The 15,238-nt window shown below is 64.5% G+C and carries 16 protein-coding genes; 15 read left to right on the top strand and 1 reads right to left on the bottom strand.

All coding sequences use genetic code 11. The features are described from left to right. Positions 1-44: 44 nt before the first annotated feature. The 6 genes from rpoZ (at position 45) to AC2ETI_RS01290 (ending at position 7,059) form a co-directional block, all read left to right on the top strand. Complete coding sequence (gene rpoZ, locus AC2ETI_RS01315) at positions 45-344, top strand: DNA-directed RNA polymerase subunit omega (RefSeq protein ID WP_003944996.1); 300 nt, start codon at positions 45-47, stop codon at positions 342-344. Next, entirely contained in the window at positions 341-1,639 is a 1,299-nt protein-coding gene (coaBC, locus tag AC2ETI_RS01310; protein ID WP_020969581.1) for a bifunctional phosphopantothenoylcysteine decarboxylase/phosphopantothenate--cysteine ligase CoaBC, read from the top strand. The genes rpoZ and coaBC overlap by 4 nt, the downstream gene beginning before the upstream one ends. Before the next feature lie 188 nt (positions 1,640-1,827). Next, positions 1,828-3,042, top strand: a complete 1,215-nt coding sequence (gene metK, locus AC2ETI_RS01305) for a methionine adenosyltransferase (RefSeq protein WP_003944827.1) — start codon at positions 1,828-1,830, stop codon at positions 3,040-3,042. Positions 3,043-3,067: 25 nt separating this feature from the next. Further along, positions 3,068-5,086, top strand: a complete 2,019-nt coding sequence (locus AC2ETI_RS01300; RefSeq protein WP_211916721.1) for a primosomal protein N' — start codon at positions 3,068-3,070, stop codon at positions 5,084-5,086. A gap of 190 nt (positions 5,087-5,276) precedes the next feature. Continuing rightward, positions 5,277-5,945, top strand: coding sequence for a PadR family transcriptional regulator (locus tag AC2ETI_RS01295; protein ID WP_370671296.1), 669 nt, complete (start codon positions 5,277-5,279; stop codon positions 5,943-5,945). 94 nt (positions 5,946-6,039) lie between these two features. Then, entirely contained in the window at positions 6,040-7,059 is a 1,020-nt protein-coding gene (locus AC2ETI_RS01290; protein ID WP_141487304.1) for an esterase/lipase family protein, read from the top strand. A gap of 57 nt (positions 7,060-7,116) precedes the next feature. On the opposite strand, the gene AC2ETI_RS01285 is transcribed toward AC2ETI_RS01290, so the two are convergent. After that, entirely contained in the window at positions 7,117-7,323 is a 207-nt protein-coding gene (locus tag AC2ETI_RS01285) for a hypothetical protein (RefSeq protein WP_003944900.1), read from the bottom strand. Between the two features lie 288 nt (positions 7,324-7,611). Here AC2ETI_RS01285 and fmt point away from each other — a divergent pair, with 288 nt between their 5' ends. The 9 genes from fmt to AC2ETI_RS01240 all read left to right on the top strand — a co-directional run bounded on the left by fmt (position 7,612) and on the right by AC2ETI_RS01240 (position 15,174). Continuing rightward, the gene (fmt, locus tag AC2ETI_RS01280) at positions 7,612-8,535 is read left to right on the top strand and encodes a methionyl-tRNA formyltransferase (protein WP_020907709.1); all 924 of its coding nucleotides are present in this window, start codon (positions 7,612-7,614) and stop codon (positions 8,533-8,535) included. Next, positions 8,532-9,980: an RsmB/NOP family class I SAM-dependent RNA methyltransferase gene (locus AC2ETI_RS01275; protein WP_019748382.1), complete on the top strand. Its 1,449-nt coding sequence runs from the start codon at positions 8,532-8,534 to the stop codon at positions 9,978-9,980. Before fmt ends, AC2ETI_RS01275 begins: the two co-directional genes overlap by 4 nt. A 40-nt stretch (positions 9,981-10,020) precedes the next feature. Continuing rightward, a complete protein-coding gene (locus tag AC2ETI_RS01270; protein ID WP_483633472.1) occupies positions 10,021-10,368 on the top strand; it encodes an MmcQ/YjbR family DNA-binding protein in 348 nt (115 codons plus the stop codon). Positions 10,369-10,466: 98 nt separating this feature from the next. After that, positions 10,467-11,150 carry a ribulose-phosphate 3-epimerase gene (gene rpe, locus AC2ETI_RS01265; protein WP_019748384.1) on the top strand — a complete coding sequence of 228 codons (684 nt, stop codon included), beginning with the start codon at positions 10,467-10,469 and terminating at the stop codon, positions 11,148-11,150. Positions 11,151-11,158: 8 nt separating this feature from the next. Continuing rightward, a complete protein-coding gene (gene ribD / locus AC2ETI_RS01260) occupies positions 11,159-12,211 on the top strand; it encodes a bifunctional diaminohydroxyphosphoribosylaminopyrimidine deaminase/5-amino-6-(5-phosphoribosylamino)uracil reductase RibD (protein WP_019748385.1) in 1,053 nt (350 codons plus the stop codon). A gap of 5 nt (positions 12,212-12,216) precedes the next feature. After that, positions 12,217-12,825: a riboflavin synthase gene (locus tag AC2ETI_RS01255; RefSeq protein WP_003944892.1), complete on the top strand. Its 609-nt coding sequence runs from the start codon at positions 12,217-12,219 to the stop codon at positions 12,823-12,825. Between the two features lie 110 nt (positions 12,826-12,935). After that, positions 12,936-14,210 (top strand): bifunctional 3,4-dihydroxy-2-butanone-4-phosphate synthase/GTP cyclohydrolase II, encoded by a 1,275-nt coding sequence (locus tag AC2ETI_RS01250; RefSeq protein ID WP_003944833.1) that lies wholly within the window; start codon positions 12,936-12,938, stop codon positions 14,208-14,210. Continuing rightward, complete coding sequence (gene ribH, locus AC2ETI_RS01245) at positions 14,207-14,704, top strand: 6,7-dimethyl-8-ribityllumazine synthase (protein ID WP_003944999.1); 498 nt, start codon at positions 14,207-14,209, stop codon at positions 14,702-14,704. Before AC2ETI_RS01250 ends, ribH begins: the two co-directional genes overlap by 4 nt. Next, positions 14,701-15,174, top strand: coding sequence for a PH domain-containing protein (locus AC2ETI_RS01240; RefSeq protein ID WP_007727982.1), 474 nt, complete (start codon positions 14,701-14,703; stop codon positions 15,172-15,174). Before ribH ends, AC2ETI_RS01240 begins: the two co-directional genes overlap by 4 nt. Positions 15,175-15,238: the final 64 nt, after the last annotated feature.

Genomic DNA, 15,238 nt, shown 5'->3' with positions numbered 1-15,238 from the left:
TAAAACTAGTTCTTCAATGAAGATCTAATTCAGGAGACACAAGAGTGAGCAGCACTTCAGCCGCGTCCGCAGCAGGTCAGGGCGCTCTGCCTGCCTACGACACCCCGCTCGGCATCACCAACCCGCCGATCGACGAGTTGCTCGAACGCACCTCTTCCAAGTACGCCCTGGTCATCTACTCGGCCAAGCGTGCGCGCCAGATCAACGACTACTACAACCAGCTCGGTGACGGCATCCTCGAATACGTCGGACCTCTGGTCGAGCCCGGTCTGCAGGAAAAGCCGCTGTCCATCGCGTTGCGTGAAATCCACGCTGATCTCCTCGAGCACACCGAAGGCGAGTGAGCACCACGTCTGCCGCACCCGAACCTCGTTCGGGTGTCGGGGGAGTGTCCGACGCGCCCACATCGATACGTAAGCGCATTGTCGTCGGTGTCGGTGGGGGTATCGCCGCGTACAAAGCGTGCTCGATCATCCGCAGCTTCACCGAGAGCGGTCATCACGTCCGCGTGATTCCGACCGAATCCGCTCTGGAGTTCGTCGGCCGCGCCACGTTCGAAGCACTCTCCGGCAACCCGGTTCACACCGGCGTCTTCAACGACGTCCCGCAGGTTCCGCATGTCCGCCTCGGACAGGAAGCCGATCTCGTTGTCATCGCGCCGGCAACCGCTGATCTGATGGCGCGAGCTGTCATGGGCCGCGCAGACGACCTGTTGACAGCCACCTTGTTGACCGCACGCTGTCCGGTCGTCTTCGCCCCCGCAATGCACACCGAGATGTGGGAGCACCCCGCAACGGTGTCCAACGTGGCGACACTGCGCTCGCGCGGCGTCCACGTGATCGAACCTGCCTCCGGGCGTTTGACCGGAAAAGACACCGGGGCCGGTCGACTTCCCGAACCCGACGAGATCGTCGGGTTGGCATCGTTGCTCCTCGAGCGCTCGGACGCGTTGCCGCGCGACCTGGAAGGTCGCCGCATTCTGGTCACCGCCGGCGGTACTCGCGAGCCGCTCGATCCGGTGCGCTTTCTCGGTAATCGCAGCTCCGGCAAACAGGGCTACGCGCTCGCCCGTCTGGCCGCACAACGCGGCGCTCACGTCACGCTGATCGCCGGTTACACGGCCGATCTTGCCGACCCCGCCGCTGTCGACGTCGTGCACATCAAGACGGCCGAAGATCTCCGGTTGGCAGTGGAGAAGCACGCACCGGGACACGACGGAGTCGTCATGGCTGCAGCTGTCGCGGACTTCCGCCCGACCACCGTCGAAGGCAGCAAGATCAAGAAGGGCGCAAACGAACCCGACTCGATCAGCCTCACCAGAAACGCCGACATCCTCGCCGGTCTCGTCGAAGCGCGTCGTGACGGCGATCTGGACGCTCGAACGGTGATCGTCGGATTCGCCGCAGAGACCGGTGACGCCCATGGTGACGTTCTCAGTTACGCCCGCTCCAAGCTTGCCCGCAAGGGTTGCGACCTCCTCGTGGTCAATGCGGTCGGCGAGGGCAAGGCGTTCGAGGTCGATCACAACGACGGTTGGCTGCTCGGTTCCGACGGCTCGGAGTCCGCGCTCGAGCACGGATCCAAGGCTTTGATGGCCAGTCGAGTACTCGACGCCCTGGTCAAGCTCTTCCCCGAGTAGCGACACGCGCCCGGTGGTGAGAGTTACCCCACGATAATCGGGTGAGCACAAGGGTGTTGCGCAGGCGGTCCAACCGTTATCGTCGGCTCAGCCCCCAGCTAACAAAGCATGACAAAACGGTCACCGAACGGTGATTCGGATACTTCAATAAGCTGTAGTCAAGAACTCAGTCGTCGAGAGGGAGATCTGTGAGCAAGTCCGGCAGTCGGCTATTCACCAGCGAGTCCGTCACCGAGGGGCATCCGGACAAGATCTGTGACGCGATCAGCGACTCGATCCTCGACGCGCTGCTCACCCAGGACCCACGCGCCCGCGTGGCCGTCGAAACTCTGGTCACCACCGGCCAGGTTCACGTAGCCGGCGAGGTCACGACCACTGCGTACGCAGACATTCCGAAGATCGTGCGCGACACGGTCCTCGAGATCGGCTACGACAGCTCGGCAAAGGGCTTCGACGGTAACTCCTGTGGCGTCAACGTCGCGATCGGCGCGCAGTCGCCCGAGATCGCGCAGGGTGTCGATCACTCGCACGAGGCTCGCGTCGACGGAATCAGCGACGACGAGATCGACCGTCAGGGTGCGGGCGACCAGGGCCTGATGTTCGGCTACGCCACCACCGACACGCCGGAACTGATGCCGCTGCCCATCGCGTTGGCTCATCGTCTCTCTCGCCGGTTGACCGAGGTCCGTAAGTCCGGCGTGCTGCCGTACCTGCGCCCGGACGGCAAGACCCAGGTCACCATCGAGTACGACGGTGACAAGGCTGTCCGTCTCGACACCGTGGTCATCTCCACCCAGCATGCCGCTGACATCGACCTCGACAACCTGTTGACGCCCGATCTTCGCGAGAAGGTGCTTCACTCGGTGCTGACCGACGTGAACCTCACCGATCTCGACACCTCCGATGTTCGTCTGTTGGTGAACCCGACGGGCAAGTTCGTCCTCGGTGGCCCGATGGGTGACGCCGGTTTGACCGGCCGCAAGATCATCGTCGACACCTACGGCGGAATGGCTCGCCACGGCGGCGGCGCGTTCTCCGGCAAGGACCCGTCAAAGGTCGACCGAAGCGCTGCCTACGCCATGCGTTGGGTGGCCAAGAACGCTGTTGCCGCAGGTCTGGCCGACCGCATCGAGGTTCAGGTCGCATACGCCATCGGTAAGGCAGCTCCGGTCGGACTCTTCGTCGAAACCTTCGGCACCGAGAAGACCGATCCGGCACGGATCCAGAAGGCGATCACCGAGATCTTCGACCTGCGTCCGGGAGCGATCATCCGTGACCTCGACCTGCTGCGTCCGATCTACGCGCAGACGGCGGCATACGGTCACTTCGGTCGCACCGACATCGACCTCCCGTGGGAGAGCACCGATCGCGCCGACAAGCTGCGTAGCGCAGCTGGTCTCTGATCACTGACGTACAGACGGGGCGCGGGTGGGCGCGGAAAGAGTAGCGGCAGAAGTCGATCCGGTCGCCCGGGTGCTGCCGATGCTCCCGCTCGCTCACCTCGACCGTGAATTCGACTACCTCGTTCCTCGTGAACTCGAAGCGGATGCGCAGCCCGGAGTCCGGGTGCGCATCCGCTTCGCTGGTCGTCTGGTGGACGGTTTCATCGTCTCGCGCGAGGCCACCAGTGACCATCAGGGGAAGTTCGGCTGGCTCGAACGCGTCATCTCGTCCGAGCGGGTCCTGACGGCCGAAATCGCGCAAGTCGTCGATCGTGTGGCGGAGCGTTATGCCGGAACCCGCGCCGATGTTCTCCGTTTGGCGGTACCGCCGCGCCACGCGAAGGTCGAGGCGGAACCGTGGGAGCCCGCCGAGCCGCCGTCCGCTCCTGAACCGATCGAAAATGGTTGGCATCTCTACAGATTCGGTGACGCCTTTCTGTCCGCGATTTGCGAGTCGAAAAGCCCGCGTGCGGTCTGGCAGGCGTTGCCTGGTGAAAACTGGCCACTGCGCCTGGCCGAATTGGCCGGGGCTGTAGCGGCAAGTGGTAAATCCGCGATTCTGGTTGTGCCCGATCAACGCGACCTGGACCGCGTCGTCGCCGCATGTACCGAACTCTCCGGAGCGGATGCAGTGGTGGGTCTGTCCGCAGGCCTGGGGCCGGCCATGCGATACCGAAGGTGGCTCGCTGCACTGCGCGGGACCGCCCGGATCGTCGTCGGCACGCGCAGTGCAGTTTTTGCGCCGACGCCCGAGACCGGTCTTGTCGTCGTCTGGGACGACGGCGACGACAACTTGTCCGAGCCGCGGTCGCCGTATCCACATGCCCGCGAAGTTGCCGTCCTGCGTGGCTACGTCGCCGGGTGCGCCGTCGTGATCGGTGGGTTCTCCCGTACGGCAGAATCGCAGGTACTCGTCGACTCGGGATGGGCGCACGATCTGGTCGCTACGCGGGACGTCGTTCGTGCTCACGCACCCAAGATCACCGCGCTTGCCGACAGCGATCAAGCCTTGGCCCGCGATCCGGGAGCCAGAGCGGCTCGTTTGCCCGCTATTGCATTCGCGGCCGCCCGGCGCGCTCTGGGTGAGGGCAACGGAGTCCTGGTGCAGGTGCCTCGGCGGGGGTACGTACCGACCCTGGCCTGTGGAAAGTGCCGTGCCCCGGCACGGTGCCGTCGGTGCAACGGCCCACTGGCTCTTCCCGCTGCGGCAGGTCCCGACGGCGCCGGGACACCGGCGTGCCGCTGGTGCGGGGTTGCCGATGCCGCCTACCGATGTCACGCGTGCGGGGCGAAAGCGTTGCGCGCGGTGGTGGTCGGTGCCGGCCGGACCGCCGAAGAACTCGGGCGGGCGTTTCCCGGTGTGAAAGTTGTTCTGTCCGGGGGCGGTGATGTGGTCAAGGAACTGCCACACGGGCCCGCGTTGGTGGTCTCGACAGTGGGTGCGGAGCCGGTGATGACCGGCGGCTACGGCGCCGCGCTCTTGCTCGACGGTTGGGCACTGCTCGGCCGGCCCGATCTGCGCGCCGCCGAGGAAACACTCAGACGCTGGATGTCGGCTGCTGCCATGGTGATTCCGCTGTCCGAAGGCGGTGAAGTTGTGGTTGTCGCAGACTCGGGTATCCCGACGGTGCAGGCGTTGGTCCGATGGGATCCAGTGGGGCACGCACAATCTCAATTCGAGGAACGGGACGAGGTCGGCTTTCCTCCGGCCGTTCACATGGCTGCGATCGACGGTGGATCCGCAGCAATTGCGGAGTTGGTGGACTCAGCTGATTTGCCGGCAAGTGCTGTACTACTCGGACCAGTGGAATTGCCTGCGGGGGAGAGGCTTCCGTATTCCGGTGAGGACGAGAGCGGTGTCGCGCCGGAGCGAATGCTGGTCCGCGTTCCACGCAAGGACGGTCGCGGCCTCGCGGACGCTCTGGCACATGCGAGGGCCGCGCGCAGTGCGCGGAAGTCATCGGGTCCGGTCCGCATTCAGATCGACCCACGCCGCATCGGCTGATTTTCGAGTTCTCCAAGGCCTGCTTGTGTGCAGCAAAAATGTTGCGCAACCCGATATGGCGATATATCGTCGAACTATCAACGATAGTGATGGAGGTTCGACGATGGATGCAAGTTTCCCGAACGAGGGGATGTTCGGCCGACGCGGTTTCTTCGGCGGTTTCGGCCGTGAGCAACGGCCACCATTTGTGATGTGGGTGCCGACGGACGACGGCGCGCCGGGCGATGGTCCCGGCGATCGAGACGGTGGACGACGCGGTCGACCGCACGAGCGGCCGGGCTTCGGTGACATGCCACGCAGAGGCCATCGGCGGGGGCGTTTCGGTCCAGACGGCGGACCCGGCCCCGGCTTCGGTCCGGGCGCTCAGTTCGGTCGCGGGCGAGGACGTGGCGGACGCGGTCGTCGTGGAGATGTGCGCGCTGCGATTCTGTTGTTGATCGCGGAAGAGCCGATGCACGGCTACGAATTGATTCAGCAGATCGTCGAGCGCAGCGGCGGCGTCTGGAAGCCGAGTCCGGGTTCCATTTATCCCGCGCTGTCCCAACTCGAGGACGAGGGACTGGTGATCATCGAAAAGGTCGCCGGCCGCAAGACCGCCAAGCTGACCGAGGAAGGCCTCGCGTACGTCGAGGAGCATCGCGCCGATCTCGGGGCACCGTGGGATGACGTTCGTCTCAGCGTAGGGGAGCCGGAGCAGGACCTTCGTGAACTGATCGGCCAGCTGATGGGCGCGGCCGGTCAAGTGGCTGCTGTAGGCACACCAGCGCAGGTCAAGGCCGCAGCCGACGTGCTTGTCGAGGCGCGCAAGTCGCTCTACCGAGTGCTTGCCGGTGATGACGCCGATGAAGGCGGCAATTGAGACGTCGGATACCTACTGTTCGGTAGGGTATGCGCCCCGAAGTTTCTGGTGTTACGGTCAGCTCCCTCGTAGGATCAGAGCAGGAGCAGGAACAATGGCTGGCGTCAAACGGTCTGTGGGACTGACATTTTCGGTAGCAGTGGCGCTGCTGATCGGAGCACCGCCAGCGATATCGGCTGCCGCACCGACGCTCCCGTCTGCGAGTGCCGACGCGATGGACGTTCCTCTCGACATCGGTCCGGGTCAGGCGACTCGTTCCGTTGCCACGGCATATGCGCATGCTCATCCAGGATCCGCGCCTGCCGGGTCGAACGATTTCGGCTGTGAGCCTTCCGCCACGCATCCCCGACCGGTTGTACTCGCCCACGGAACCGACACCGAGGCGTACGCGGATTGGGCGGCCCTGTCGCCGGCACTGGCAGCTGACGGCTATTGCGTCTTCGCCCTCAATTACGGCGGTGCGATCAAAGAAGAAGACGGGGACGTCGCACACGAGACTTACGGCGTCGGCGACATAGTCGGTAGTGCGACCGCATTCGGTTCTTTCGTCGATCAGGTGCTGACCGCGACCGGAGCGGACAAGGTCGACGTGATCGGCTACTCGCAAGGCGCGACGGTGACGCGGTACTACGTCAACAAAATGGGCGGCGACGCCTACGTCGATCATTGGGTCGGCTTGGCTTCGCCGACCTACGGCGGGGTGATGTTCGGGTTGGTTCCCATCGTCCGTGCGATCCCCGGCGGAGAAGACTTTGTCGAAGATGTCTTTTCGCGAGCTGTCCGCGAGCAGATGCAGGGGTCGGATACGTTGAACGCCCTCAACGACGGCGGCGACACCGTACCCGGAGTGCGCTACACGACTATCGGGTCCACTGTCGACGAGATGATCCAGCCGTCCTCGAACATCGCGCTCCGCGACGCCGGTGCAGAAAACATCGTCCTCCAGGATCTGTGCCCGTCGAACCTGACCGGCCACTTCCGCATGCCGTACGACCCCTACGTGATCGACGTCATCCGGACGGTCCTCGACCCCGATGCCGAGCGGCACGCTTCGTGCAGCGCGGTGCCGCTCGGCACGGATATTCCGCAAGTGGTCATCGATGCAAATTCGTGAGCTGCAAATTCGTGAGCTGCTAACTCGTGAGCACCGAGGCCACGTGGGTCGGGATGTTTACTCGGCGAGCTTGGCAGTGGCCTGCGCCCACAGGAAGAACTTGTTCGTTCCGAGGTCGCGGACGGTCTTGATGTTGAACGCTGCCTTCAAATGTTCTGCGTCCGAATCGCTTACGCCGTTGAGTGCCGCGACCGGGGCGTCCGCCAATTCTTCGACGGACTTTCCTGCGTAGGCCTTGTCGAACTTACTGTCGATGCCTGCCATCTAAGTTCCTCCGTGTGATCGGTGTATCCCGTATCAGCCTCCGCCGAGTGGCGACGACAGAGACAGTCAATACCGAGGACCGGTGAATCTGCAGGGTTCTGATCAAAGAAATTGCTGAGAAAGTGGTTCGGTGTGGCGCGAGGTAGGTCGTAGCTCCCGCAGTCCTTAGACTGACAGTTCCACCCACCGACACATCCGGGAGCATTTTCGTGAGTTGCAGTCCACCGCGTTCGACAGGCCGATCGGCTGATCAGAGTCCGAAGAGCCCAACGAAACGGGAGAGCTGACATGCGCGTCGTGTTCGCCGGAACGCCCGAACCCGCGGTTCCTTCGCTGCGGCGTCTCATCGAGTCTGCCAACCACGAAGTGGTAGCCGTCGTCACGCGTCCGGACGCTGTGGCGGGCCGCGGTCGCAAAGTCACCCGCTCGCCGATCGGTCTGCTTGCCGACGAGCACGGCATCCCGGTCCTGACACCGGTCAAGGCGTCCGATCCCGACTTCGCAGCCGAACTCGCCCGCCTGGAACCGGACTGCGCACCCGTCGTCGCCTACGGAAACCTGTTGCCGCAGAACGTCCTCGACATTCCGAAATACGGTTGGGTCAATCTGCATTTCTCGCTGCTTCCGGCGTGGCGCGGCGCCGCGCCGGTGCAGGCCGCGATCAGTGCCGGTGACGAGGTGACGGGCGCCAGTGCGTTCCGTTTGGAAGCCGGCATGGATACCGGCCCCGTGTACGGAGTGATGACCGAGCGGATTCGCGACACCGATACGGCAGGCGACCTGCTCGGGCGTCTGGCGGAAAACGGCGCTGCCCTGCTCGAATCGGTACTCGACGGCCTGGAGGCAGGAGAGATCAACGCGGTTCCGCAGTCTGCCGACGGCGTCTCGTACGCCCCCAAGGTGACTGTGGACGCGGCCCGCGTGCGGTGGGAATTGCCCGCTCGCACGGTGGACCGGCACATCCGAGCAGTCACACCCGCGCCTGGGGCATGGACGATGATCGGTGATCTTCGAGTCAAGGTCGGCCCGGTCACCGTTACGGACGAGACCCTGGCAGTCGGTGAGATCTCGGTACGCAAGGATGGTCTGTACATCGGTACCGCGACCACCGCGGTACGACTCGGGCAGATTCAGCCCCCGGGCAAGAAATTGATGTCGGCAGGGGACTGGGCACGCGGTGCCCGACTCGACGCGGAGGTACGAGCACAGTGACCGAATCACGACGACCGGCACGGCGGACACAGGGTCCCGGAGCCAAGAATGCAACCGGCGGCAAGAACACCAAGCCGAAGCAGGCCAAGCGGCCGGATCCGGCAACCGCCGGGCTCGATCAACCGCGCCTGGCTGCGCGCGACGTCCTGCGCGCGGTCCGTGAACGTGACGCATACGCGAACCTGGTTCTGCCCGGGCTCCTGCGTGACCGCAAACTCGACGCACGCGATGCGGCGCTGGCGACCGAACTCGCGTACGGCGCGGCACGTGCTCAGGGCCTCCTGGATGCGGTGATCGCGCATGCGGCGGGTCGGCCGATCGAAGAGATCGACGGAACCCTGCTCGATGTACTCCGACTCGGCTCGTACCAACTACTGCGTACTCGTGTCGCACCGCACGCTGCTGTTGCCACCTCGGTCGACCTCGTTCGCGCCGAAAACGGCCAGGGCCGAGCAGGATTCGTCAACGCGGTCCTGCGCCGTGTTTCCGAACGCACCCAGGACGAGTGGGTCGAGCTGCTAGCCCCGAAGGACCCGGTCGGCCGACTCGCCTTCGAGCACGCGCATCCCCTGTGGATCGCGCAGGTATTTGCCGACTCGCTCGGCGCTGCAGCCGGAGAGCTCGAAGACGTCCTGATCGCCGACGACGCCCGCCCCGCCGTGCACCTCGTCGCCCGCCCCGGTGAGATCTCCGCCGAGGAGCTCGCACTGGTGACCGGCGGCGAGATCGGGCCGTACTCGCCGTACGCCGTGCATCTCGACGGCGGTGACCCCGGACAACTCGAGGCGGTCCGCCAAGGCCTGGCAGGAGTGCAGGACGAGGGCAGTCAGCTGGTTGCCCGCGCCCTCAGCATTGCTCCTCTCGAAGGTGAAGACTCCGGACGCTGGCTCGATCTCTGCGCAGGTCCAGGAGGAAAAGCGGCACTTCTCGGTGCTCTTGCCGGCATCGAAGGTGGTCGACTCGACGCCGTCGAGCCGGTCGAACACCGTGCCGAGTTGATTCGCAAGACCACTCGCGAGCTTCCCGTGGACGTACACGTGGCGGACGGCCGCGAATCCGGGCTCGAACCCGGATACGACCGCATCCTCGTCGACGCTCCCTGCACCGGGTTGGGTGCGCTGCGTCGGCGCCCGGAGGCACGTTGGCGTCGCCAGCCGTCCGATGTGGCTCCGCTCGTGAAGTTGCAGCGTGAATTGCTTGCTGCCGCAATCGAACTGGTTCGCCCCGGCGGAGTGGTGCTGTACTCCACGTGCTCGCCGCACTTGTCGGAAACGCTGGCAGTGGTCGCCGATGCGGTGCGGCGTCATGGCGTCGTGGAACTCGACACCAAGGAATTGGTGCCAGGTGTCCCGGACGTCGGCGACGGATCGTCGGTTCAGTTGTGGCCGCATCGACACGGCACGGACGCTATGTTCATGGCCGCTTTGCGCAAGCCGCTGGCCTGATCGGATGACTTCTGGGCATCGGTAGTCGTATGGTGCCTACATGGTTACGTGGGAACAGGTTGTAGTACTGGGTTCGGCTCTTCCCTCCGTGGAAGAGTCGACCTCGTACAACACCCCGGCACTCAAGGTGGCAGGTAAAACTTTTGCGCGGCTCCGCACCGAAGCGGAGGGCGCTTTGGTCGTGATGTGCGGTCTGGACGAGAAGGAGGCGCTACTCGCCAGTGGCGGGGCGGCTTTCTTCACCACAGATCACTATCACGGGCACGGATCGATCCTCGTGCACCTCGAACTGATCGACGAGGTGCAGTTGGGTGAGATGCTCGAAGATGCGTGGCGGATCAAGGCGCCCGCCAAGGTGCGAAAGCTCCGCACCGTCGTCAAGAACTGATCGGATTTCACCGGCTCCGATGTGCATGCACGGTCGGCGATGAGTCACAGCCGATGTGCATGCACGGTCGGCGATGAGTCACAGCTAAACTCGGCGGCGTGGCTTCCCCGATGATTGCACCGTCCATTTTGTCCGCAGATTTTGCTCGACTCGCCGATGAAGCGACTGCCGTGTCCGGCTCCGACTGGCTTCACGTCGACGTGATGGACGCGCATTTTGTTCCCAATCTCACGCTGGGTCTGCCGGTGGTCGAGAGTCTGCTGAAGGCGACGGACATTCCTCTCGACTGCCATCTCATGATCGAGAATCCGGAGCGCTGGGCGCCGCCGTACGCCGAGGCCGGTGCGTACAACGTCACGTTCCACGCCGAGGCCACCGACGACCCGCGTTCGGTTGCCCGCGATATTCGTGCAGCTGGTGCCAAGGCGGGGCTGAGCATCAAGCCTGGAACCCCGATCGACGACTACCTGGAAATCCTCAAGGACTTCGACACCCTCTTGATCATGAGCGTCGAACCCGGATTCGGTGGTCAGTCCTTCATGCCTCAGGTGCTCGACAAGGCACGCGCAGTTCGAAAGCTCGTCGACTCGGGTGAGCTGACGCTCCTCGTCGAAATCGACGGCGGCATCAACGCTTCCACGATCGAGCAGGCCGCTGAAGCAGGGATCGACTGCTTCGTCGCCGGTTCGGCGGTGTACGGGGCGAGTGATCCCGGTGAGGCGGTGCGCAAGCTACGCGCGCAGGCCGCCTCGGCGTCGCCGCACCTGACGCTGTCGGTCTGAGCCGCTCGATGGCAAAGGGTGGACAGGCGTCGACGGCTGATCTTGACGCCGCGATGCAGATTGCGCTGGCCGCAGCCGATTCTGCGCGCGGATTCACCAGCCCCAACCCGCCGGTCGGCGCTGTCATCCTCGCCGCCGACGGCACCATCGCGGGCGTCGGTATGACGCAACCGCCCGGTGGACCGCACGCGGAGGTCGTGGCTCTCGACGAGGCTGGCGATGCGGCACGTGGTGGAACGGCCGTGGTGACACTGGAACCGTGCAATCACCAGGGGCGAACCGGCCCTTGCTCGCAGGCATTGATCGACGCCGGGGTCTCGGCGGTCGTCTACGCAGTCGGTGATCCCAATCCCGAGGCTTCCGGCGGCGCAGCGACGCTCATGCGCGCTGGAATCAGCGTCACGGCCGGACTGAGAGCACCCGAGGTGGAAGCTGGTCCACTGCGAGCCTGGCTGCACAAACAGCGCACCGGTCGCCCGCACATCACGTGGAAGTACGCGGCCAGTCTGGACGGACGCAGCGCTGCCGAGGACGGAACGAGTCAGTGGATCACCGGTCCGCAGGCGAGGGCGCGCGTGCATGCTCAGCGGGCGCAGATCGATGCGATCGTGGTCGGCACCGGCACCGTGTTCGCCGATGATCCGTGGCTGACGGCGCGTCAGCCCACCGGTGAGCTCGCGGCGCATCAGCCCGTACGCGTCGTCGTCGGAAAGCGTGAAATACCTTCGACGGCAAGCGTTCTCGATGACACCGCACCGACTTTGGTGCTCAACACCGACAACATCGACGAAGTAGTCGAGGCGTTGGGGGAGTACACAGACGTACTGCTCGAGGGTGGGCCCCGTCTGGCCGGAGCATTCCTCGCCGCCGGATATGTCGACGTCATCGAGGCGTACATCGCTCCGATACTGCTCGGCGCGGGCGCTTCCGCGCTCGTCGATGCCGGAGTGCACACCATCACCGACGCCCACCGATTTCGTTTGGAGTCCGCGGTAACGATCGGCCCCGATATTTTGTTGAGTCTGGTTCCGGAGAGTTCTGCTCCGGGGAACGAGGAGTAGGGCGCGTGTTCACAGGAATTGTGGAAGAACTCGGCGAAATTGTCGCCAAGGAAGAACTGGTCGATGCTGCACGCTTCACGGTGCGCGGGCCACTGGTCACCTCCGACGCTGGTCACGGCGATTCGATCGCGGTCAACGGCGTGTGCCTGACGGTCGTCGATGTGCTTGCCGACGGTTCGTTCACCGCAGACGTCATGCAGGAAACGCTGAACCGCTCGAGCCTGGCGAAGTTGGATGTCGGCTCTCGCGTCAACCTCGAGCGCGCCGCGGCGCTGAACAGTCGACTCGGCGGCCACTTGGTTCAAGGGCACGTCGACGGAACTGGCCACGTCATTTCCCGCTCGCCTTCCGAGAACTGGGAGGTAGTGCGGATCGCACTGCCGGACTCCATTTCCCGATACGTGGTGGAGAAGGGTTCGATCACTGTCGACGGAGTCTCGCTGACGGTCTCCGCGCTGGGTGGCGACCGCGGGTTCGAGTACTTCGAGATCTCGCTGATCCCGACAACGCTCGAGTTGACGACGCTCGGAACCGCTGTGGTCGGTACGCCGGTCAACCTCGAGGTGGACGTGATCGCCAAGTACGTCGAGCGGCTTCACTCTGCCGGTCGGTAGGACCAGGCTGATCGGACCCGTCCGATTGGTCGTAGGGTTGTCAGTGCATCCGTCGGATGCACTTGTTGTATTCGATGATGTTAAAAGTCAAGACTTTGGAGTGCGAGCACGTGACCAGGTTCGACAGTATCGAGCGCGCAGTAGCAGATATCGCTGCAGGTAAAGCTGTTGTCGTCGTGGACGACGAGGATCGCGAGAACGAGGGCGACCTCATCTTCGCCGCCGAGAAAGCCACCCCGGAACTGGTGGCGTTCATGGTCAGGTACACCTCCGGCTACCTGTGCGTGCCGCTCGACGGTGACGATTGCGATCGGCTGGGCCTGCCCCCGATGTACGCCACCAACCAGGACAAGCACGGCACCGCCTACACCGTGACCGTCGACGCCCGTGAGGGAATCGGTACCGGCATCTCGGCGTCGGACCGCGCTGCGACGATGCGTCTGCTCGCAAACCCCGAATCCGGTGCCAACGATTTCACTCGTCCCGGCCACGTCGTTCCGCTCCGCGCGAAGGAAGGCGGAGTGCTGCGTCGTCCGGGCCACACGGAAGCTGCAGTCGACCTCGCCCGCATGGCGGACCTGCGTCCCGCCGGCGTCATCTGCGAAATCGTCAGCCAGAAGGACGAAGGCGCGATGGCTCAGACCGACGAGTTGCGAGTCTTCGCCGACGAACACAACCTTGCTCTGATCTCGATCGCGGACCTCATCGCGTGGCGTCGCAAGCACGAGAAGCACGTACTGCGCATCGCCGAGGCCCGTATCCCCACCCGCCACGGTGAGTTCACCGCTGTCGGGTACACGAGTATCTACGACGAGGTCGAGCACGTTGCGCTGGTGCGCGGCGACATCGCAGGCCCCGACGGAGACGGTAGCGACGTACTCGTCCGCGTTCACTCCGAGTGCCTCACCGGCGACGTCTTCGGTTCGCTGCGGTGCGATTGCGGCCCACAGCTCGACGCCGCACTGGACATGGTCGCCCAGGAAGGCCGCGGCGTTGTCCTGTACATGCGCGGACACGAGGGTCGTGGCATCGGGCTCATGCACAAGCTGCAGGCCTACCAGCTCCAGGACGCCGGTTCCGACACAGTCGACGCCAATCTCGAACTCGGGCTACCGGCGGACGCCCGCGACTACGGCATCGGTGCGCAGATCCTCGTCGATCTGGGGATCTCGTCGATGCGTCTGCTGACCAACAACCCGGCCAAGCGTGTGGGTCTGGACGGCTACGGCCTGCAGATCACCGATCGCGTTCCGATGCCGCTGCGCGCGAATGCGGAGAACCTCACCTACTTGCGCACCAAGCGAGATCGGATGGGTCACGATCTGATCGGACTGGACGAGTACGAGGCGAACCAGAACACCGCACAGCCGGGAACCGCACTGTGAGCGGCGAAGGTCAGCCGCAGCTCGCGATCGCCGAGGCCAAGGATCTGAAGCTGGCGATCGTTGCCGGGCAGTGGCACGCGACGATCTCCGAGGCTCTGATCGCCGGCGCGCAGCGCGTCGCGCAGGAGGCACAGATCAAGGACGTGACACTGGTCCGTGTCGCCGGTGCGATCGAACTGCCGGTCGTTGCGCAGGCATTGGCGCGCACGCACGACGCCGTCGTCGCACTCGGTGTTGTCATCCGCGGCGGCACGCCGCACTTCGAGTACGTGTGTGACGCGGTCACCGCGGGCCTTACACGCGTCTCACTCGACGAAAGCACTCCCGTGGGGAACGGTGTCCTGACCACCGACACCGAGCAGCAGGCTCTTGACCGTTCGGGGCTGCCGGGTAGCGTCGAGGACAAGGGCGCACAGGCCTGCGCCGCCGCACTGGACACCGCAGTGACCCTGCGCCATCTCCGAGCACCATGGACCGAGGATTCGTTTCGATGAGTACACCCGGCGACAACGAGAACTGGGAACTGATTGCGTCACCGCGTAAGTCGACGCGATACGCGATCGGAGTTGCTGTCCTCCTGGTGATCGTTCACGTCACACTTGCACTCCTGCTCCGCCAGGGGTCCACCGGCGTGTACTTCCGAGCCGCGGACCAACTTGCGATGGCAGGCATCGGCACCATTCTGGCTCTCGGTGTACTGATGTTGACGCGGCCCCGGGTCAAGGTGGGCAAGCAGGGGATCGCCGTACGAAACATCTTGGGCGAGAAGATCGTCGACTGGGATCTGTTCGAGGGACTCTCGTTCCCCGACGGCGCCGCCTGGGCACGCATCGAATTGCCCGACGACGAGTACATGGCAGTGATGGCGATCCAGTCCAACGACCGTGAGTACGCCGTCGACACGGTCGGCAAGTTCCGCGAACTGGCCGACCGCTACGCACCGGTCGCGCACAAGAGCAACTGACGTCTTCCGACCGGTTCGGTGCCCGCATCCTGCGCGTTTCCGAGTCGGTCGGTGGCGGCGACTA

The organism is Rhodococcus sp. MurmanLake-1 (genome assembly GCF_056945715.1).
The sequence above is the reverse complement of the archived record's forward strand: the minus strand, read 5'-3'. Positions and strand labels throughout refer to the sequence as shown.